Raw genomic sequence first — 20661 nt, forward strand, 5'->3', positions numbered from 1 at the left:
TCAGACACTTCAATATTGAGCGTGCTATCGCCTTCGCGAGCAGGCTCGCTCCCACAGGGAATTGATGGTGTTTTGGAGATGTAAAAAAACCCCGGCGATTGCTCGCCGGGGCTTGGTGTTACAACAGCGAACTCAGTGGCCGCCGAGATAGGCGTTACGCACTTCCTCGTTAACCAGCAGCTCCTTGCCGGTGCCCGTGAGGCGGATCTCGCCGTTGACCATCACGTACGCCCGGTCCGACAGTTTGAGGGCGTGGTTGGCGTTCTGCTCCACCAGGAAGATAGTCATGCCGGTTTTCGCCAGTTCCCGCAGGGTCGCGAAGATCTGTTTCACCACAATCGGCGCCAGACCCAGGCTCGGCTCGTCAAGCAACAGCAGTTTCGGCCGGCTCATCAACGCACGGGCGATGGCGAGCATTTGCTGCTCGCCGCCAGACATGGTCATCGCCCGCTGGGTGCGCCGCTCTTCGAGTCGCGGGAACAACTCGAACATGCGTTGCATGTCTTCCTTGGCGTACTTGTCACCGATAGGAATGGTGCCCATCAGCAGGTTTTCCTCGACAGTCATGTCGGGGAACACCCGCCGGCCTTCCGGCGATTGAGCGATGCCGTTGGACGCAATGTAGTGGGATGACTTGTGAGTGATATCCACACCCTGATAGATGATCTGCCCGTCCGCCGCCCGCGGCTGACCGAAAATCGACATCAGCAGGGTCGATTTACCGGCGCCGTTGGAGCCTATCAGGCTGACCGTTTCACCTTCATTGATGTGCAGCGAGACATTCTTCAGAGCCTGGATCGGCCCGTAGAACACATCCAGATCCTTCAGTTCGAGGATGGGTTGGCTCATAGCACCACTTCCTCTTCATCGGCGCCCAGGTAGGCCGCAATCACTTTCGGATCGTGTCGGATGTCGTCGGGGCCGCCCTCGGCGATGACGATGCCGTGGTCCAGCACCACGATGTGGTCGGAAATGCTCATTACCATGCCCATGTCGTGTTCGATCAGCACCACGGTCAGATCGTGCTCGTCACGCAGCAGCCGGATCATCGCGCTCAGCGCTTCGGTTTCCTGAGGGTTGAGGCCGGCGGCCGGTTCGTCGAGGCAGATGATCTGCGGACGGGTGCACATGGCCCGGGCGATTTCCAGACGGCGTTGCTGACCATAGGACAGCTCACCGGCCAGACGGTTGGCGCAGTCCACCAGGTCCACCACTTCCAACCAGTAAAAGGCGTGGTCCAGCGCATCGCTTTCGGCCTTGCGGTAGCCCTTCGTATTGAGGATGCCGGCCAGCATATTGCGGTTGACCCACATGTGCTGGGCCACCAGCAGGTTTTCCAGTACCGACATTTCCTTGAACAGGCGAATGTTCTGGAACGTCCGCGCCAGGCCGGCCCGGTTCACCAGGTGGGTGCCGCCGAACATCTTGTAGTGGAGCCGGCTGATGAAGTTTTTCGGCGATACAAAATCAGTCGCCTTGAACGGTTCACCCAGCATTTTGATGACATCGGTCCGCTCGCCACGCACATTGAGTTCGATCTTGCCGCCCGAGGCCTTGTAGAACCCGGTCAGGCAGTTGAACACGGTGGTCTTGCCGGCGCCGTTGGGGCCGATCAGGGCGAAGATCGAGTTGCGTTTGACCTTCAGGCTGACATCGTTCAACGCCTTGATGCCGCCGAAGTGCATCATCAGCTTCTCGACCGAGAGTACGACTTCGCTCATGGCGCTACTCCTTTACGCGGGGTCACACCGGTACGGCTGATCCGAATCAGGCCGCGCGGTCGCCAGATCATCATCAACACCATCAGGACGCCGAACAGCAGCACGCGATACTCCGCGAAACCTCGCAGCAGTTCCGGGGCGACGGTCAGCACGAAGGCCGCAATCACCACGCCGATGGTCGAGCCCATGCCGCCGAGTACCACGATGGCGAGGATCAATGCCGATTCGAAAAAGGTGAACGAGGTCGGGTTGACGAAGCCTTGATAGGTGGCGAAGAACACGCCGGCCAGACCGGCCGTCGATGCACCGATGGTGAACGCCGAGAGTTTGACCAGTACGTGGTTCAGACCCATGGAGCGGCAAGCGATTTCGTCTTCACGCAAGGCTTCCCAGGCGCGACCGACCGGCATGCGGGTCAAACGATGCTTGATGTGCAATACGGCCAATACCACCAGGAACAACACCGCGTAGATAAAGTAATACTTCACGTCCGGGTTATAGGCGATGCCAAAGAACTCATGGAACGGCACCCCGCCCTCTTTTGCCCTCTTGCCGAACTCGATGCCGAAGAAGGTTGGCAACGGAGCGGCCATGCCATTCGGGCCGCCAGTCAGGGACAACCAGTTATTGAGGATCAACCGGATGATTTCACCGAAGCCCAGGGTCACGATCGCCAGGTAGTCACCGTGCAGGCGCAGCACCGGGAAACCGAGGATGCAACCGGCAAGGCCAGCGGTGATCGCCGCCAGCGGCAGCACCGTCCAGAAGCCCAGGCCGAGGTATTGGTAACCGAGCGCCAACCCGTAGGCACCGATGGCGTAGAACGCCACGTAACCCAGGTCGAGCAGACCGGCCAGGCCGACCACGATGTTCAGCCCCAGGCCCAGCAGTACGTAGATTAGCCCGAGGATGACCACGCCCAGCAGGTAGGAGTTGGAGAAAAACGGGAACACCACGGCGACGACAATCAACACCGGGATGATCCAGCGCAATCGGGATTTGTAATCAGGCGGCAGTACATGAACCCCGGAGCCGGTGCTTTCAAAGCCTTCGAGAATTCTCAGGCCCTTGGGGGTTTGCAGGAACAGGCTCAAGGCAAAGCGGCCGGCCATGACGATGGCGACAATCCACGCCACGCGTGTCGTCTGCAGGTTGAAGCCATAGCCGTCGAGGACGATGCCGACAATCGGGCCGAACACAATCAGTGCCACGAGGCCGGCAAGAATCGCGTCAACCAGACTTCTTTTGAGATCAATGGTTTTTTTAGTGGTTGAAGACATCGCTTACACCTTCGACACAAGAGGACGGCCGAGCAGGCCTTGAGGCCGAAAGACCAGAACAAGAACGAGCAGCGAGAAGCTGAAAACGTCTTTGTAGTCCGAGTTCACCAGACCTGAGAACAGTGATTCGGAGATCCCCAGAATAATCCCGCCGAGCATGGCGCCAGGCAGCGAACCGATCCCGCCGAGTACCGCGGCAGTGAACGCTTTGATCCCGATGACAAAGCCTGCGTAGAAGTCGAACGTGCCGTAGTTCATGGTGATCAGCACGCCGGCCAGGGCCGCCATCGCTGCACCGATGATGAACACGTAGGAGATTACGCGGTCGGTGTTGATCCCCAGGATCGAGGCCATCTTGCGGTCTTGCTGGGTGGCGCGGCACATGCGGCCGAGCTTGGTGTACTTGATGACGTAGGTCAGCAGGCCCATCCCGACGAACGCTGCGACCAGAATGAAGATCTTGGTGTAGGTGAGCTGGACGAAGCCAGTCCCGACTTCAACGCGCCATGCACCGGTCAGGAGTGTTGGAACACCCTGTTGGCGGGCGCCCTGGGCGATCTGTGCATAGTTTTGCAGGATCAGGGAAATACCGATGGCGCTGATCAGCGGTGCCAGTCGTGTGGAGTTGCGCAACGGTTTGTAGGCGACGCGCTCGATGACCCAGCCATACACCGCCGTGACGATGATGGTGAAGACCAGTGTGCCGAGCATCAGCAGAGGGAAGGATTCAATACCGAAGTAAGCCAGCAGAGCCAGACTGATTGCCGCGAGGTAAGCGGAAATCATGTAAACCTCGCCATGGGCGAAGTTGATCATGCCGATGATGCCATAGACCATTGTGTAGCCGATGGCGATCAGGCCATAGACCGACCCGAGGGTCAGGCCGTTGACCAGTTGCTGCAGGAAAATACCATCCATAACGCAATCTCACGCATTTGAGAGACTGCACAGAAGCCGTGTACGACGGACCGGGGTTCAGCCGCCGGCGCAACACGGTTGTGTGCAGCTCTACGAGAAAAGACAGGTACTGCACGGACATGTTGATTGATGGCCCGGCGCACAAGGCGCCGGGCAATCAGCAGTTCATATCACTTCTGTTTTTCCAGTTGGTGGTATTTGCCGTCCTTGTCCCACTGGTAAACCACGTAGTCGGAGATTTTCAGGTCGCCCTTGGCGTCCCAGGTCTTCTCGCCCATCACGGTTTTGACCGGGTGCGATTTCAGCCATTTGGCAGCGTCTTCACCCTTGTTGGACTTGGCGCCATTGAAGGCAGCCGCCAGGGTCTGGACCGAAGCGTAGGCGTACAGGGTGTAGCCTTCAGGCTCGGTGCCTTTTTTGCGGAACTCGTCCACTACGGTTTTGCTGTCTGGCAGCAGACGCGGGTCGGCGCCGAAGGTCATCAGCACGCCGTCAACGTATTGCGGGCCGCCAGCGGTGGTCACCAGTTCGTCGGTCACGATGCCGTCGTCGGACATGAATTTCACGTCTTTCAGGCCTTCGGTACGCAGTTGTTTAACCAGTGGACCGGCTTCCGGGTGCAGACCGCCGAAGTAGACCACGTCGGCACCGGCCGCACGGATCTTGGTCACGACGGCACTGAAGTCTTTCTCGCCGCGGGTCAGGCCTTCATACAGCACTGGCGTTACGCCGCGCTTGACCAGTTGAGCCTTGGTGGCGTCCGCCAGACCTTGGCCGTAGGTGTCCTTGTCGTGCAGGACGGCAACTTTCTTGCCCTTGAGCACGTCGACGATGTAGTCGCCGGCCACGATACCTTGCTGGTCGTCACGCCCGCACATACGGAACATGGCACCCAGGCCGCGTTCGGTAACGGCTGGGTTGGTGGAACCTGGAGTGATTGCAATGATGCCCGCTTCGTCGTAGATCTCCGAAGCCGGGATGGTCGAGGAGGAGCAGAAGTGACCGACTACGCCAGCGACTTTCTGGTTGGTCAGGTCCTTGGCGACCGTCACAGCCTGTTTCGGTTCGCAGGCATCATCGCCTTTGACCAGTACGATTTTTTCCCCGTTTACGCCGCCCGCTGCGTTGACCGCATCGGCCGCAGCCTGTGCACCCTTCATGTACTGCTCGCCAAATGCCGCGTTGGCGCCGGTCATCGGTCCCGCCACACCGATCTTCACATCAGCCTGTGCAAACGCAGAAACACCCAACGCAGTTGCCACTGCGAGGGCCAAAAAGCCTTTTTTGTAAAACGTCTGGGACATGAGGTGGTGCTCCAAGGTTTTTTTTTAGTTGGCACTGCGACTTCCTGAATGCTCAGAGCAAGGGCCGTGCCATCGGTTTTTTATTCTGAAAAAAGTCGCTGCTTTATTGTTATTTCGACTGTTTCGATCCCATTTTCATTGGGTGTGCAACCGTCTAAACCGCGGAAGGTGAAACCATTTATTTTTAAAGGCGCAACCCGAGCGCGCCATCATTGCAACCGCGGCGCCAAACGACGTGCAACCAGCCTGTAACAACATGCGTCACCGAAGTGCACACTGCTGGTGCGCAACTGCTACAACCCGCACCTTTTACAGGCTAGACGCTGCGCGAAAAAGCGCCGCTTTCAGCAACAAATTTCAACAATCAAATAACGATCCGCAGGCACTGGCCTGCGTGATACAGCGAGAATCCGGCCTCGTACAGACAGCTGCGCAATCCCACACCCGCCAATGGCTGCATGGGCGCAAAGGGAATCGGCAGGGCTTGAGGATTTCCGTTACACAGATAATCGGCAAAGGCTTTGCCGACGACAGTGCCAGTAGTGACGCCCCGGCCGTTGTAACCGGTGACTGCCACCAAACCGGGCGCCGGTTCGAACAAACGCATCAAATGATCGGGGGTGAAGGCGATGCAACCGGTCCAGGTACATTCCCATTCCACCGGTTTGAGATAAGGAAAATAGTGCTGCTGAACCCGGTCGGCCCAGGCCTTGAGAAACCAGGTCGGTTTCTGATTGCCATTACCGAGACTGCCGAGCAGCAGACGGCCGTCCTTATCCCGACGAACACTGCTGAGGACCTGGCGGGTGTCCCAGGACCCCTGGCCACCGGGGAGAATTTGTTGCGCTGCCTCTTCGGTCAGCGGGACCGAGGCCACTTGGTAGTAATAACCGGGGAAGAAGTTGCGCCGCAATTCCGTCCAGTCACCTTCGGTGTAGGCGTTAGAGGCAATCACGACTTGCTCGGCAAGCACCGAACCCTTAGCGGTTTGTACCGACCAGCGCTGGCCCTGACGTTCGAGTCGGGTCACCGGGGAATGATCGAACAGCTGACCGCCGAGGCCGATGGCCGCTTTGGCCAGCCCCGTCGTGTAAGCCATTGGGTTGATCGTGCCGGCACGTCGATCGAGCAGCGCAGCGGCGATCTTTTTGGTACCCGTCGCTTGTTCGCAGGCTTGACCGGTCAGCAGCTCGACCGGCGCGCCGCGACGCTTCCATTGTTCTTCACGACTGCGCAAGTCCGCTTCGCCACGGGCGTTGTGCGCCATGTGCAACGTGCCTTCGCGGCGAAGCTGGCAATCGATGTTGTACTTATCCACAAGGCTAAACACCAGGGACGGTGCCGCACCGAGCATGCGATTGAGCTGGCTGCCGACCGACTCGCCGAAACCGGCTTCGATCTCGTCCGGTGGAATCCACATCCCGGCATTGACCAGCCCGACATTGCGCCCCGATCCGCCATGACCGGCGCGATGGGCTTCCAGTACACAGACGCTTTTGCCTTTTTCCAGCAGATGCACCGCCGCCGACAGACCGGTGAAACCGGCGCCGATGACGCAAACATCCACCGTCACCTCTCCCTTGAGCGCCGCGTTGTCAGGCCTTTGCGGCGTCAGTTTTTCCCACAGACACTCTTCGCGTAACGGCATTGCCAGACTCCGAAAATGAAACCTAACCAACACACAGTTCCCAGTGTGGGAGCGGGCTTGCTCGCGAAAGCGGTGTGTCAGACAACATCAATGTCGACTGACAGATTGCATTCGCGAGCAAGCCCGCTCCCACAGGGGATCACCGCTTGACTCAAGATTTAGTCGAACGTAATGCCCTGAGCCAACGGCAATTCCAGCGAATAGTTCACGGTATTCGTCTGACGGCGCATGTAGCCGCGCCATGCATCGGAGCCGGACTCACGACCGCCGCCCGTTTCTTTCTCACCGCCAAACGCCCCGCCGATTTCCGCGCCGCTCGGGCCGATGTTGACGTTGGCGATGCCGCAGTCACTGCCCACCGCCGACATGAACTGCTCGGCTTCACGCACGTCAGTGGTGAAGATGCACGAGGACAAGCCTTGTGGCACGGCGTTGTTCAGGCGCAGCGCTTCTGCGAAATCCTTGTAACCGACCACGTACAGAATTGGAGCGAAGGTTTCGTGGCAAACCACATCACTCTGCTCCGGCATTTCGACGATGGCCGGCGAGACGTAATAAGCGTTAGGGAATTTGTCTTCCAGTTGGCGCTTGCCGCCGAACACCCGACCGCCTTCGCTCAAGGCCTGCTCAAGCGCATCCTGCATGTTTTCGAAGCTGTGCTTGTCGATCAGCGGACCGATCAGATTGCCTTCCAGCGGGTTGCCGATGCGCACTTTGGAGTACGCGGCTTTCAGGCGGGTGACGATTTCTTCCTTCACCGATTCATGGGCAATCAGGCGACGCAACGTGGTGCAACGCTGACCGGCAGTGCCGACGGCGCTGAACAGGATAGCCCGTACGGCCATGTCCAGGTCGGCGCTTGGGCCGAGGATCATTGCGTTGTTGCCGCCCAGTTCCAGAATGCTGCGAGCGAAACGTGCGGCTATTTTCGGTGCCACTTCGCGGCCCATGCGGGTGCTGCCGGTGGCGCTGATCAGCGCGACACGCGGGTCATCGACCAGAGCTTCGCCGGCATCGCGACCGCCGATAATCACTTGGCTCAGGTGCGGAGGCGCATCGCTGAAGTTCTTCAGTACGCGGTCGAACAGCGCCTGACAGGCCAAGGCGGTCAGTGGAGTTTTCTCCGACGGTTTCCAGATCACCGGGTTGCCGCAGACCAGCGCCAGCGCGGCGTTCCAGGCCCAGACCGCAACCGGGAAGTTGAACGCACTGATAACGCCAACGACGCCCAGCGGGTGCCAGGTTTCGCGCATGTGGTGGCCAGGACGCTCGGAAGCGATGGTCAAACCGTACAGCTGACGGGACAGGCCGACGGCGAAATCGCAGATGTCGATCATTTCCTGAACTTCACCCAGACCTTCCTGAGTGATCTTGCCGGCTTCCCAGGACACCAGCTCGCCGAGGTCGGCCTTGTATTCGCGCAGGATATCGCCCAGTTGGCGGACCAGTTCGCCACGGCGCGGGGCCGGGACCTTGCGCCACAATTCGAACGCATGATCTGCACGACTGATGTGCTGCTCGACTTCAGCGGCGCCTTCCCAGTTCACGGCGGCAATCTGGCTGCCATCGATCGGCGAATGCACCGGCACTTTGCCGTTCTGGTACAGGGCCGGGTTCACACCAAGACGATCAAGCAATGCGGCAACCATGGGTCACTCCTCAAGCGAAAAACAGAAAACGTGCAGCCGGATTAATTCGGCTGGTGAGGCCTGTAGTTTTAGCGCTCCCGACGTTACCCAACAAACGACCTTTAAGAGAGATATCATTCCGTTTATTCATGCTGCGAATTGCTGGTAAGAAAGAAACAAGAAAAAGGACAACCAATGCTGAATAAACGCTACTTGCCGTCGATCACCGCGCTGCAGTGTTTTGAGGCCGTGACCCGGCATTTGAGCTTCACCCGGGCGGCTGAAGAGCTGAACCTGACCCAGAGCGCTGTCAGTAAACAGGTCGCGCAACTCGAAGAATTGCTGCAGCACCTGTTGTTCCGCCGGGTACGCCGACGCCTGCAAATGACCCCAGCCGGTGATTTGTACCTGGTGGAGGTACGAAAAATCCTCACGCAGGTCGAGATGTCGACCCACTACCTGCGCTCCTACGGCGGTGAAACCGAAGTCCTGCGCGTCTCGACGCCTCCGACCTTCGGCGCGCGCTGGCTAGTGCCACGCTTGAAAGGCTGGCGTCTGCGCCATCCCTCGATCCATCTGGACCTGTGCAGCGAGCAGGAAGCCGACGATCTGCTGCAAGGTCGCAGCGACCTGGCGTTCTACTTCGGCCAGGGCTCACGACCCGGCACTGAATGCCTGAAGCTGTTTGGCGAAGAGCTGGTGCCGGTCTGCGCACCGGGCAGTCTGCCGGACACGCCGTTCACCGATCCTACGCAACTCACCGACCTGGTCCTGCTGCAAAACGCCTCCCGGCCCCAGGCCTGGCACGACTGGTTCGACAGTCAGGGCTACCACACCGAACACAGCTACCACGGCCCGCGTTTTGAAACCTTTTACATGTGCATCCGCGCAGCCCAGGTCGGCTGCGGTGTCGCGCTGTTGCCGCGTTTTCTGGTGGAAGAGGAATTGGCCGACGGCAAACTGGTCATACCCTGGCAGCACGCAATGCCCAGCACCGATGCCTATTACCTGGCGTATCCGGAGCATTCGGCGGAAGTGCCCAAGGTGCGGGATTTTGTGAAGTGGATGCTGGAGCAGATTGATAGCCGCGCGGCCTGACCTCCTGCGAAAAAAACACTGGCAATCCTCACCGCTGATATGCGCCACTAGCCCCATTCATTGAAACAGCTGCAACGTCGCTGCCACGGGCCGCGGCCAGCCTGGAGAACCCGTTATGAGCGAGAGCGTGTTTGGCGATCGCATCGTGCAGAACCTGCTCGACACCGACTTCTACAAACTGACGATGATGCAGGCGGTGCTGCACAACTACCCGAACGTAGAAGTCGAATGGGAGTTTCGTTGCCGTAACAGTGAAGATTTGCGCCCGTACCTGGCGGAAATCCGCTTCCAGATCGAGCGCCTTTCCGAATTGAGCCTGAGCGCCGACCAGTTGAGCTTCATGGAGCGCATCAGCTTCATGAAACCGGATTTCCTGCGTTTTCTCGGGTTGTTCCGCTTCAATCTGCGCTACGTCCACACCGGTATCGAAAACGGCGAGCTGTTCATCCGCCTGCGCGGGCCATGGCTGCACGTGATCCTGTTCGAAGTGCCGCTGCTGTCCATCGTCAGCGAAGTGCGCAACCGCTATCGCTACCGTGAAGTCGTCCTGGAACAGGCGCGTGAGCAGCTCTACCGCAAGTTCGACTGGCTGACCGCCAACGCCAGCGCGGAGGAATTGTCCGAATTGCAGGTCGCCGATTTCGGCACTCGCCGTCGCTTCTCGTACCGCGTGCAGGAAGAAGTGGTGAACGTGCTCAAGCACGATTTCCCCGGTCGGTTTGTCGGCACCAGCAACGTGCACCTTTCACGGGAGCTGGACATGAAGCCGTTGGGCACCATGGCCCACGAATGGATCATGGCCCACCAACAACTCGGCCCACGGCTGATCGACAGTCAGATTGCCGCCCTCGATTGCTGGGTCCGCGAGTACCGTGGCCTGTTGGGGATTGCCCTCACCGACTGCATCACCACCGATGCCTTTCTCGGCGATTTCGATCTGTATTTCGCCAAGCTGTTTGACGGCTTGCGCCATGATTCCGGCGATCCGGTGCTCTGGGCGGAAAAGGCCATCGCCCACTATCACAAGCTCGGCATCGACCCGATGAGCAAGACGCTGGTGTTCTCCGACAGCCTGACGCTGCCCAAGTCGCTGGAGATTTTTCGGGCGCTGCGCGGTCGGATCAATGTCAGCTTTGGCATCGGCACCAACCTGACGTGCGATATTCCGGGTGTTGAACCGATGAGCATCGTGCTTAAAATGGCCGCCTGCAACGGCCAGCCCGTGGCAAAAATTTCCGATGAGCCTGGCAAGACTCACTGCAAAGACCCGAATTTCGTCGCCTATTTGCGACACGTTTTCAAAGTACCTGCCGCCCTTTCCAGCACATCAAGCACATCTAGCAAGGAGTGAATTCATGCAAGCCGAACAGCGTGAGATTGCTGAACAGCTCAAGGTCCAGCCGCCGTTCGCCGACCAGGCCGCCCTCGAGGCTGAAGTCACCCGGCGGATCACCTTCATCCAGGACTGCCTGGTCAATTCCGGGCTCAAGAGCCTGGTGCTCGGCATCAGCGGCGGCGTCGATTCCCTGACCGCCGGCCTGCTGGCCCAGCGTGCCATGCGCGAACTGCGCACACGTACAGGCGACAACAGCTACAAATTCATCGCCGTACGCCTGCCATACGAAACCCAGTTCGACGAACACGACGCCCAGGCCTCGGTAGATTTCATCGCCCCGGACGAGCGCCACACCGTGAACATCGGCCCGGCGGTCAAAGCCCTGGCCAGTGAAGTCGCGGCCTTCGAAGGCAAGCACGCGGTCTCGGTGGATTTCGTGCTCGGCAACACCAAGGCGCGGATGCGCATGGTTGCCCAATACACCATCGCCGGCGCGGCCCACGGCCTGGTGATCGGTACCGACCACGCGGCGGAAGCGGTGATGGGTTTCTTCACCAAGTTCGGTGACGGCGCGTGCGACCTGGCGCCACTGAGCGGTCTGGTGAAAAACCAGGTCCGGAATATCGCCCGCAGCTTCGGCGCGCCGGAGTCGCTGGTGGAAAAAACCCCCACGGCCGACCTTGAAGACCTGTCGCCTGGCAAACCGGACGAAGCGTCCCACGGCGTGACCTATGCCGAGATCGACGCGTTCCTGCACGGGGAACCGGTGCGTGAGGAAGCGTTCAAGATCATTTGTGACACGTATAAAAAGACTCATCACAAGCGAGTGATGCCGTTCGCACCTTGATTGAGCGAACAGACAGGCACAAAAAAAGCGTCCAGGTGGACGCTTTTTTTATGCGTTCGATTCGATTACTTCAGGACAACAGTGCCTTTCATCATCGAGATGTGGCCCGGGAACGAGCAGAAGAAACCGTACTTCTCGCCAGCATCGAGCTTCGACACGTCGAAGGTCACCGAGTCGGTTTCCTTGGCGCCGATGATTTTGGTATGGGCGATGATGCGCGCGTCGCCTTCCGGCAGGTAGTTCTTCTCGATGCCTGCGGCCAGGCCAGCGGTGGCGATCGGCTGCATGTCAGCGTCTTTGCTCAGCACCCAGTTATGGCCCATGACGTTTTTCGGCAGGCTACCGGAGTGGGTCAGCTCAACGGTGAACGTCTTGCAGCTCTTGTCGATGCTGATTTCCTTGGTATCGAAGGACATCTGGTCAGTCGAGTCGACAGTGACCTTGCACTCGGCAGCCATCAATTGGCTGCTGGCCAGTGTCAGCAGGGATACTGCAACAAGTTTGGCAAACATGGTGAATCTCCAAGGCAGGGTTAACAAAAGTGCGAATGGACAGAAGACTGCCTGAAAACTTCGCAAGTTCCTATGACCTGAATCAAAAATTGTATACAACTTTCGGGCTATGACACCTATCGAAACAATCTACCAGCCAGACGTCTGGGGCGGCCCTATCATCAAGCCGTCATCACTCATCGGAGCGTCAGTCATGTCCCTTAACAGCCTGTTGCGCAGTTTGCTCGCCGCCTACGCCTGTGGCGCCAGCGGAACCTGTGAAACACCTGAACGCGAAGTGTAGACCTTGGAACGCCGCGTGCCTGCCTTTACTCTGTGGCCATCCTGACCATGGAGTAAGGCATGTCTTTAGCGTCCGTTTGTGTATTTTGCGGTGCCAGCACTGGCACCAACCCGGCTTATCGTGAAGCGGCTGTCGCCTTGGGGCGAGCATTGGCCGAGCGTAAGCTGACTCTGGTCTATGGCGGCGGTGCCGTCGGGCTGATGGGAATCGTCGCCGATGCTGCGCTGGCGGCCGGCGGTGAAGTGATCGGGATCATCCCGCAAAGCCTCAAAGACAAGGAAATCGGTCACAGCGGCCTGACTCGTCTGGAAGTGGTCGACGGCATGCATGCGCGCAAGGCGCGGATGGCCGAGCTCAGTGACGCCTTTATCGCCCTGCCCGGCGGCCTGGGCACACTTGAAGAACTGTTCGAAGTCTGGACCTGGGGCCAGCTCGGCTACCACGGCAAACCGCTGGGGCTGCTGGAAGTGAACGGTTTCTACAGCAAATTGACGTCTTTTCTCGATCATATCGTCGGCGAAGGCTTCGTTCGCGAACCGCACCGTGACATGCTGCAAGTGAGCGAATCGCCGCAAACCTTGCTCGATGCACTGGACGCCTGGCAACCCTCGGTACTGCCAAAATGGGCCGAGCAAAAACCCAGCTAACGGCTGGGCATCGATACAGGGCAGAATACGCGCCGCTCAACCTCACCTTCGACCCCAGAGGATCGCCCATGGCTAAACCCAATTATTCCTTCGCCAAACGTCAGAGAGACTTGGCCAAGGAGCAGAAGAAAGAGGAAAAGCTTCAGCGCAAGAAAGCTACAGCTGAAGAAGAAGCCGCCGCACTGAACCCGGATGCAGAAGGTGAAGTGGCCGCAGAAGATGCTGTTGAAGCACCGAAAGATCAGGCGCCCGACGCCTGAGACCCTCAGGGCCCGATGATCTGATCAGGCCCACCGGATCTGTGTCCAGGGTCAGCAACGATGTTGCTGACCCTCACAGTCCCATCTGAAATACCCCCCAGTCCAGAAACTAATTGCACATCCCCATGTGGGAGCGGGCTTGCTCGCGAAGGCGGCGGCACATCCAACATTTATGTGACTGACAGACCGATTTCGCGAGCAAGCCCGCTCCCACATTAGATCTCCACTATTCCACTGGCATCACCGTCACCCGAACCTCGGGATCATGACTGCCGCCCCCAAGAATCACCCCACGCAACGGCGAGACATCGGAAAAATCCCGGCCCCAGGCCAAGGTGATGTGTTCCAGCGCCGGCTGTACGTTGTTGGTCGGGTCGAAATCCACCCAACCGAGCACCGGGCAAAACACTGAAACCCAGGCATGTGAAGCATCGGCGCCGATCAGTCGCGGCTGGCCCGGTGGTGGCTGGGTCAGCAAGTAGCCACTGATGTACCGCGCCGCCAACCCACGGGAGCGTACGCAGGCGAGCATCAGGTGAGCGAAGTCCTGGCAAACACCGCGCCGGCGCTCCAGCACTTCCACCAGCGGCGTCGCCACTTGGGTCGCTTCAGCGTCGAAGGTGAATTCGCTGAAGATCTTCTCCATCAGCGCCTGTACACCCAGCAACAGTGGCCGCCCCGGTGGAAAGCAGCTTTCGGAAAACTCGACGAAGTTGCGCTTCAAATGCACGTAGGGCGATTCGAACCGGTAACGACACGCTTCCAGCAACTCGGGGGAGAGCGGCTGACTGCTGTAGGTCAGCGCGTTGCGGGTTTCTTCCCACGCGGGGGATTGATTGAAGTCCAGCGCAGGCCGGGCCAGCACTTCGACAGTGAGCCGGGCATTGACCAGCAATTCATCGTGCGGCCGCTCGAACGCCAACCGGGTCAGCGGATTGCCGAACACGTCCAGCTCATCGCGGCGGATCGTCGGGTCGGGACTGATCTGCAGTTGCTGCTCGGTGCAGCGCTGCCAGGCACACGACCGCGGCCACAGGTGCGCAAGCTGCTGAGCCAAAGAGACCGGGCTGTCGTAGTGATAATGGGTGTCGTGGAGAATCTGGTAATGGGCGCTCATCAGACGGACACCGTGCGCTGGCTGACGTCATCGACGTGGGCGAAATGGCGCAAGGCCAGACGATCCGACACTTGCCCGCTGGCGTCGGCGATCTCTTGCAACAGGTCGGCCAGCCCCTCAATGGCTGCCCGAACGCTGGCTTCGCCGAACAGCGAGTTCTCCAGGCATCCCAGATCGAACTGCGCCAAGCGTTCCACCAACTGCGGTAACCCTGCTTCGCGAGGCACGCCGAAGTCGTCATTCAAGCGTTTCAAGGTACGCGTCACCAGTTTCAACTGAAACAGCACGGCGTGGGGGTTCTGCTCGTCGAGCAGCAACAGGTCGAGCACCGGGATCAGTTGCGCCACCGCCAGATACCGCGAACGGTAAGTGATGCTGCTGTTGCCCAGTTCCAGCAGCCATTCCAGGCCGGCCTGATCGAAAGCGCCGGCACCGCGCAGAAACGCCGCCAGGCTGGCGCTGAGAAATTGCAGACGTTCGATCCGGCGGCCGATTATCAGGAAGCGCCAGCCTTCGTCCCGGGTCATGTCGTCGAGGGCGAAACCGGATAATGCCGCCAGGGACATCACCAGACGGTTGAGGAAATCCAGCAATTCGCCGAAATCCGGCTCTTCGGCTTCCAGCTCCATGGCTTCACGCTGCAGCTCCACCAGCGCTTGCCAGTTTTCCCGCGAAAGCTTGCCGCGCACCTGCGAGGCCGCCCACTGCAAACGTTGCAGGTTGGAGCGCAGGCTGAACGACCAGTCGTCGCCGAGCAACGCCGCCATTAAACGCTCCGGCAACTCGCCTTCATCGGGCAACAACATCAACCGCTCACCCAGATCGACCGCCGCCTCCAGGGCTTGCGGGTCATCGCCATCGACATAACGTGCCAGCATGATCCGCAGCAGCCGCGCGCTGTCATCACAGCGTTCGCAGTAACGGCCGAACCAGAACAGGTTTTCCACCACCCGCGACGGCAGATACGGATCTCGTCTTACCAGGTCGTGCACACCGATCGTACGCTGGGTTTTCCATTGCTCACCGCTCGGCGGGCGATCGCCCAACACCCAAGTGTCTTTGCTCGCGCCACCGCGCTGCATCGACACCACTTCGGCGTCAGCCTCGGCGGCAACCCGGGTAAGGCCGCCGGGTAGAACCCGATAGCCCTCACGGCTGGCCACTGCGTACACGCGCATGCCAATAGCCCGAGGTTGCAGTTGACCGTCTTCTGCCTGCCAGATCGGGGCTTGAGAGAGCTGAGCCAATTCTTGCGCGACATAGGCGTAAGGCCGGGCCTGCATGCGCTCGGCCAGTTCCTGACGCTGTTTTTCACTCAAATCGCGCCCAAATACCGGAGTGAAGCTCTGTGACGGGAAAGCCGGTTTAATCAGCAACTCCGGCAATTTTTCCAGGGCCTGAGCCAGCACCGGTGCTTCACCGCACCACCAGGTCGCGATGGAGGGCAGGATCAGTTCTTCGCCGAACAGGAATTGATTGATCTTCGGCAGGAAGCCCAACAATCCCGGCGACTCCAGCACGCCGCTGCCGAGGGCGTTGGCCACCAGCACTCGCCCTCGGCGTACCGCTTCCAGCAATCCCGGCACGCCAAGGGCCGAGTCAGTACGCAGCTCCAGCGGATCGCAGAAGTCATCGTCGAGCCGCCGCATGATCGCGTGGACCCGGCGCAGTCCGCTCAAGGTTTTCAGATAGACCGTGGCATCCCGGACGGTCAGGTCGCCGCCCTCTACCAGTGGATAACCGAGCTGGCGCGCCAGATACAGATGTTCGAAATAGCTTTCGTTGAAACGTCCCGGTGTCAGCAGCACGATCAGTGGCGCTTCGTCATCACTCGGCGCCTGACGGGCCAGGGTTTCCTGAAGCGTGCGGAAGAATCCGGCCAGGTGCTGCACTTTCAAATCGCGGTACAGCTCGGGAAAGGCCCGGGACACGATGGTGCGGTTTTCCAGCGCATAACCGGCACCGGATGGCGCTTGCGTGCGGTCCGCCGTGACCCACCATCGACCGTCGGGCGTACGCGCCAGATCCACGGCGTACAGATGCAGAAAAGCCCCGTCGGGCGGTGTGATGCCCTGACAGGGCCAGAGGAAATTGTTGTGACCGAAAACCAGCTCAGCAGGCAGAAGGCCCTCGGCGATCAAGCGTTGCGGGCCGTACAGATCTGCCAGCACAGCATTGAGCAAGCGTGCCCGCTGGGCAATCCCGGCTGATAGCTGCTGCCATTCATCCGCCGCAATCACATGCGGTAGCAGATCGAGTTCCCACGGCCGATCGGCACCCTTGGGGTCGGCGTAGACGTTGTACGTCACGCCGTTTTCCTGGATCTGCCGGGTCAGCAGCGCCTGACGCTGCACCAATTGCGTTGGTGTGCTGCGTTGCAATTGGTCGAACAACCGACGCCAATGCGGGCGCACGGCGCCGCTGTCGTCGAGCAGTTCATGATAAGTGCCCGCCGTCAGCGGGTAGCGGTCAAGCAGGTCAGGCATGGAAAGCTCGGCAGACAGCAAAGAACGGTCAGACTAACGCAGGCTCATGACGCTCGGATATACGAAAAGTCCGAGCGTCGCGTACGGTTTAGAAGCGTCGTAAATCGAGAGTCATCGGTAGCTCGTCGTTCACTTCCACATTCGGTATAGGAAGTTTCCCAGGGCTGTGTCCGATGCGGAAGAAACGCGCCATCCGCCGGCTCTCGGCCTCATTGGCGTTCACCGGCAAGCTGTCGTAGTTGCGCCCGCCCGGGTGGGCGACGTGGTACTGACAGCCACCCCGCGAACGCTGCATCCAGGTGTCGAGCAAGTCGAACACCAACGGCGCGTGGACCGGGATGGTCGGCTGCAGGCAGTTGGCCGGTTGCCAGGCGCGGAAGCGCACACCGGCCACAAATTCGCCGACCCGCCCGGTGGGTTGCAATGGCACCGGGATGCCATTGCAGGTCAGAAGATAACGCTGCGGCGGCAGGCCCGTGAGTTTGACCTGCAAGCGCTCCAGCGACGAATCCACATAACGCACCGTGCCGCCGACTGCGCCCTCCTCGCCCAGCACATGCCAGGGCTCCAGCGCCTGACGCAATTCCAGTTCGATGCCACTGACCGCGTAATCGCCGACCTTGGGAAAACGGAACTCCAGATGCGCCGCAAACCACTCGGCGCGCACGGGATAACCGGCGGCATTGAGGTCGACGATGACGTCGGCGAAATCCTGTTCGATAAAGTGCGGCAACAGGAAACGGTCGTGCAATTCGGTGCCCCAGCGCGCCAGTTTCGGCGGCGCATAAGGCTCGCGCCAGAACCGCGCGACCAGCGCCCGCAGCAACAACTGCTGAGCCAGGCTCATGCGCGCATGGGGCGGCATTTCGAAGGCGCGCAATTCGAGCAATCCAAGGCGACCGGTAGCACCGTCCGGTGAATACAGCTTGTCGATGCAAAACTCGGCACGATGAGTGTTACCGGTCACGTCGATCAGCAGGTTGCGCAGCAGCCGATCCACCAGCCACGGTGCGCACTCCTCGCCCGGCTCAGGCATCTGGGCGAAGGCGATTTCCAGTTCATACAACGCATCATTACGCGCTTCATCAACCCGTGGCGCCTGAGACGTCGGGCCGATGAACAATCCGGAAAACAGGTAGGACAAGGACGGGTGGTTATGCCAGTAGCTGATCAGGCTGCGCAGCAGATCGGGGCGGCGTAGAAACGGTGAGTCCGCCGGTGTCGCGCCGCCCAGTACGAAATGGTTACCGCCGCCGGTGCCGGTGTGCCGGCCGTCGATCATGAATTTCTCGGTGGTCAGTCGGGTCTGGCGTGCCTCTTCGTAAAGAAATTCGGTGCGCTCGACCAATTCATCCCACGTGGCGGACGGCTGCACGTTGACCTCGATCACCCCCGGATCGGGCGTGATGCGGAAGTTGCTCAGGCGCGGATCGCTCGGCGGCTCATAGCCTTCCAGCAACACCGGGCAATGCAATTCCTCGGCGGTGGCTTCGATGGCACTGACCAGTTCCAGATAATCCTCGACCCGCTCCAGCGGCGGCATGAACAGGTACAACCGCCCTTCCCGCGCCTCCGCACAGAACGCCGTTCGGGTCAGCCAGTCGGCGGATTCGTCGATCTTCGGCTCACGCTCTTCAGCAACGGCAGCGGCACCTTGGCTCTGAAGTTGTGCCGTGTCGGGCAGTGCAGGGAAATCCTGATTCGGGTCCACAGGATGAATGAACGGGTACTCCGCCGCTTTCACCCAAGGCTGCGAGCCGAGCGGTAAGCGATAGCCCAGCGGCGAATCCCCTGGCACCAACCGACAATGCTCATCGCGCAGATACCAGCGACCGCTTTGCCACTGATCACCCTTGGCGGTGCGCGCCAGCGGCAGGACCTGACCGATGACTTTGTCCAGACCCTGGGTGAAGACTTTGCGCAGGCGTGCACGCTCCAGAGGCTCTTCAAGACGCGAGTCTTCGGCGCTGACGTTCTGCGGCAAAGTGCCTTCGCGCCAGAGGTAATAGAAATTGTCTTCGTAGGCGGGAAATACAAAACGCGTAGGAATTTTCAGGCGTTCGGCGACACTCGCCAGAAAGCGTCCGGCCAGCTCGCCATTGGCACCGTAGTCTTGCTGCTCATCGGCAATCAGCGCGCTGTTGTGCCAGATCGGTACATCGTCGCGGCGCCAGTAGCAGTTCAGCGACCAGCGCGGCAATTGCTCGCCGGGGTACCACTTGCCCTGACCGAAATGCACCAGACCATCGGGGGCGTAGTGCTTGCGCATGCGCTGGAACAGTTCGGCGGATAGGCGCCGCTTGTCTGGCCCCAGTGCCGCCGTGTTCCACTCGGCGCCGTCTGGATCGTCGATGGAAACAAACGTCGGTTCGCCGCCCATGGTCAGGCGTACATCACCCTCCAGCAGGTCGGCATCGATCTGCCGACCCAACGCCTGGATCGCCAGCCATTGCTCTTCGGTGTAGGGCTTCGTTACCCGTGGCGCTTCCCAAATCCTCTCCACCGACATTTCGTGGGTGAATTCGCACTCGCACGGTTCAACCAAGCCACTGATCGGTGCCGCAGAGCCCGGATCGGGGCTACAGGCCAACGGAATGTGTCCTTCACCGGCAAACAGCCCTGACGTTGCGTCCAGGCCGATCCAGCCGGCACCGGGCAAATAGACCTCACACCAGGCGTGCAGGTCGGTGAAGTCCACGTCAGTGCCCGACGGGCCGTCGAGGCTTTTGACGTCGGCGGTCAGTTGAATCAGGTAGCCGGAGACGAAACGCGCCGCCAGACCGAGGTTGCGCAGCAATTGCACCAGCAACCACGCAGAGTCGCGGCAGGAACCGGAGGCATGTTCCAAGGTGTGTTCGGGCGTTTGCACGCCCGGTTCCATGCGGATCAGGTAGCCAATGTCTTCACTCAGGCGCTGATTGAGTGCGACGAGGAAATCGACGCTAGGCAGTGGCGTGCGGTCGATGCCATCCAGATACGCCTTGAACTTCGGCGTCAGGGGCAAGGTTTCCAGGTACGGCGCCAGTTCCTTGCGCTCATCCGCGGCGTAGGCGAAAGGGATCTTTTCCGCGTAGGGCTCAAGGAAGAAGTCGAACGGATTGAAGACCGCCATCTCCGCCAGCAAATCGACTTCGATCCGCAGCTCATCGGTTTTTTCCGGGAACACCAACCGCGCCAGGTAATTGCCCTGGGGGTCTTGCTGCCAGTTGATGAAGTGCTGCTCGGGCGACACTTTCAGCGCGTAGGACAGTATCCGCGTGCGACTGTGGGCAGCCGGGCGCAGGCGAACGATCTGCGGACCGAGCTCGACGGCGCGGTCGTAGCGGTAATGCGTGACGTGGTGCAATGCGACATGAATCGACACGGCGTGCCTCCTGCGAGCCTTAAGCGTTATCGAAAGCGCGCAAGACTTATGCCATCCAGCAGCGCTGGCGCTTTCTCCGGTTGCTTGAGGCAGTACAGCACCAAAATCGGGCGATGCGGGAAATTGGTTTGAGAGGATTGCACGCAAATGTAGCGCAGCCCCGAAAAGATCGCAGCCTTCGGCAGCTCCTACATGGGATTGGCGTACACCTG

16 protein-coding genes are annotated in these 20661 nt (G+C 59.9%); 5 read left to right on the forward strand and 11 right to left on the reverse strand.

Annotated elements, in window-relative coordinates; translation table 11 throughout:
* Nucleotides 1–132: 132 nt before the first annotated feature.
* The 7 genes from ASC74_RS29325 to amaB form a co-directional block, all read right to left on the reverse strand.
* The gene (locus ASC74_RS29325; RefSeq protein ID WP_008153378.1) at nucleotides 133–849 is read right to left on the reverse strand and encodes an ABC transporter ATP-binding protein; all 717 of its coding nucleotides are present in this window, start codon (nucleotides 847–849) and stop codon (nucleotides 133–135) included.
* Nucleotides 846–1721 (reverse strand): ABC transporter ATP-binding protein, encoded by an 876-nt coding sequence (locus ASC74_RS29330; RefSeq protein WP_046044807.1) that lies wholly within the window; start codon nucleotides 1719–1721, stop codon nucleotides 846–848. The genes ASC74_RS29325 and ASC74_RS29330 overlap by 4 nt, the downstream gene beginning before the upstream one ends.
* On the reverse strand, nucleotides 1718–3001 hold the full coding sequence (gene livM, locus ASC74_RS29335; protein ID WP_056746310.1) for a high-affinity branched-chain amino acid ABC transporter permease LivM: 1284 nt from the start codon (nucleotides 2999–3001) through the stop codon (nucleotides 1718–1720). Before livM ends, ASC74_RS29330 begins: the two co-directional genes overlap by 4 nt.
* 3 nt (nucleotides 3002–3004) lie before the next feature.
* Nucleotides 3005–3919 carry an ABC transporter permease subunit gene (locus tag ASC74_RS29340; protein WP_054044085.1) on the reverse strand — a complete coding sequence of 305 codons (915 nt, stop codon included), beginning with the start codon at nucleotides 3917–3919 and terminating at the stop codon, nucleotides 3005–3007.
* Nucleotides 3920–4089: 170 nt separating this feature from the next.
* Entirely contained in the window at nucleotides 4090–5223 is a 1134-nt protein-coding gene (locus ASC74_RS29345; protein WP_056746311.1) for an ABC transporter substrate-binding protein, read from the reverse strand.
* A gap of 364 nt (nucleotides 5224–5587) precedes the next feature.
* A complete protein-coding gene (amaA, locus tag ASC74_RS29350; RefSeq protein WP_056746313.1) occupies nucleotides 5588–6871 on the reverse strand; it encodes an L-pipecolate oxidase in 1284 nt (427 codons plus the stop codon).
* Nucleotides 6872–7029: 158 nt separating this feature from the next.
* Nucleotides 7030–8520 (reverse strand): L-piperidine-6-carboxylate dehydrogenase, encoded by a 1491-nt coding sequence (amaB, locus tag ASC74_RS29355; protein ID WP_056746315.1) that lies wholly within the window; start codon nucleotides 8518–8520, stop codon nucleotides 7030–7032.
* A 174-nt stretch (nucleotides 8521–8694) separates the two neighbouring features.
* On the opposite strand from amaB, the gene ASC74_RS29360 reads away from it, so the two are divergent.
* From ASC74_RS29360 to nadE, 3 genes are all read left to right on the forward strand, one after another.
* Entirely contained in the window at nucleotides 8695–9597 is a 903-nt protein-coding gene (locus ASC74_RS29360; RefSeq protein WP_056746317.1) for a LysR family transcriptional regulator, read from the forward strand.
* A 115-nt stretch (nucleotides 9598–9712) separates the two neighbouring features.
* Nucleotides 9713–10948, forward strand: a complete 1236-nt coding sequence (gene pncB / locus ASC74_RS29365; protein ID WP_056746318.1) for a nicotinate phosphoribosyltransferase — start codon at nucleotides 9713–9715, stop codon at nucleotides 10946–10948.
* A 4-nt stretch (nucleotides 10949–10952) separates the two neighbouring features.
* Entirely contained in the window at nucleotides 10953–11780 is an 828-nt protein-coding gene (nadE, locus tag ASC74_RS29370; RefSeq protein WP_056746320.1) for an ammonia-dependent NAD(+) synthetase, read from the forward strand.
* A gap of 65 nt (nucleotides 11781–11845) precedes the next feature.
* Here the strand turns inward: nadE and azu are convergent, their stop codons facing one another.
* The gene (azu, locus tag ASC74_RS29375; protein WP_056746322.1) at nucleotides 11846–12292 is read right to left on the reverse strand and encodes an azurin; all 447 of its coding nucleotides are present in this window, start codon (nucleotides 12290–12292) and stop codon (nucleotides 11846–11848) included.
* A gap of 342 nt (nucleotides 12293–12634) precedes the next feature.
* Between azu and ASC74_RS29380 the strand changes: the two genes are divergently transcribed.
* Together ASC74_RS29380 and ASC74_RS29385 are read left to right on the forward strand one after the other, a co-directional pair.
* The gene (locus ASC74_RS29380) at nucleotides 12635–13222 is read left to right on the forward strand and encodes a TIGR00730 family Rossman fold protein (protein WP_046044816.1); all 588 of its coding nucleotides are present in this window, start codon (nucleotides 12635–12637) and stop codon (nucleotides 13220–13222) included.
* A 68-nt stretch (nucleotides 13223–13290) separates the two neighbouring features.
* Nucleotides 13291–13482, forward strand: coding sequence for a hypothetical protein (locus ASC74_RS29385; protein WP_008157021.1), 192 nt, complete (start codon nucleotides 13291–13293; stop codon nucleotides 13480–13482).
* Between the two features lie 226 nt (nucleotides 13483–13708).
* On the opposite strand, the gene ASC74_RS29390 is transcribed toward ASC74_RS29385, so the two are convergent.
* From ASC74_RS29390 to ASC74_RS29400, 3 genes are all read right to left on the reverse strand, one after another.
* Complete coding sequence (locus tag ASC74_RS29390; protein ID WP_056746324.1) at nucleotides 13709–14599, reverse strand: transglutaminase family protein; 891 nt, start codon at nucleotides 14597–14599, stop codon at nucleotides 13709–13711.
* The gene (locus tag ASC74_RS29395; protein WP_056746326.1) at nucleotides 14599–17085 is read right to left on the reverse strand and encodes a circularly permuted type 2 ATP-grasp protein; all 2487 of its coding nucleotides are present in this window, start codon (nucleotides 17083–17085) and stop codon (nucleotides 14599–14601) included. Before ASC74_RS29395 ends, ASC74_RS29390 begins: the two co-directional genes overlap by 1 nt.
* An 88-nt stretch (nucleotides 17086–17173) precedes the next feature.
* Nucleotides 17174–20449 carry a transglutaminase family protein gene (locus ASC74_RS29400; RefSeq protein WP_056746328.1) on the reverse strand — a complete coding sequence of 1092 codons (3276 nt, stop codon included), beginning with the start codon at nucleotides 20447–20449 and terminating at the stop codon, nucleotides 17174–17176.
* Between the last annotated feature and the right edge of the window lie 212 nt (nucleotides 20450–20661).

The sequence above is a fragment of the Pseudomonas sp. Root329 genome (assembly GCF_001424925.1).
GTDB classification, from domain to species: Bacteria; Pseudomonadota; Gammaproteobacteria; order Pseudomonadales; family Pseudomonadaceae; genus Aquipseudomonas; species Aquipseudomonas arabinosi.